Source organism: Thioclava sp. SK-1, from assembly GCF_001705665.1.
Lineage (GTDB): Bacteria > Pseudomonadota > Alphaproteobacteria > Rhodobacterales > Rhodobacteraceae > Thioclava.
The window spans coordinates 1-322 of sequence record NZ_MDHA01000039.1 but is presented as its reverse complement, the minus strand read 5'-3'; the positions used below and the strand labels follow the sequence as shown (position 1 = coordinate 322).

Genomic DNA, 322 nt, shown 5'->3' with positions numbered 1-322 from the left:
CTCCACCGTGCAGCGTGCAAGCGTAAAGCCCTCGCGTTTCAGCTGATACCACGCCTTGCGGACCCCGTAGACCTGATAATTCTCATCCCAGACACGTTTGATCTCCGGGCGCAGCTCCGTATCCCGCTGATGCCGGGCTGAAGCTTTGGCCGGATCGGCTTGGCATGCCAAGCGGTGGTAATATGTTGACGGTGCAATCGGCAGCACCCTGCAGATCGACTCGACACCGTAAACAGCCCTTTGATCGTCGATGAAACCGATCATCGCTTGAGTGGGCGGTCGAGTTCCGCCTGCGCAAAATAAGCTGATGCCTTGCGCAATA

1 pseudogene and 1 other annotated feature are annotated in these 322 nt (G+C 57.5%); the pseudogene reads right to left on the bottom strand.

Features of this window, described 5'->3' with window-relative positions:
• Positions 1-322 (bottom strand): annotated as a pseudogene (locus BFP70_RS08875) (IS3 family transposase); the annotation flags it as partial.
• Positions 190-306: a sequence feature (AL1L pseudoknot), on the bottom strand. Its footprint overlaps the pseudogene before it by 117 nt.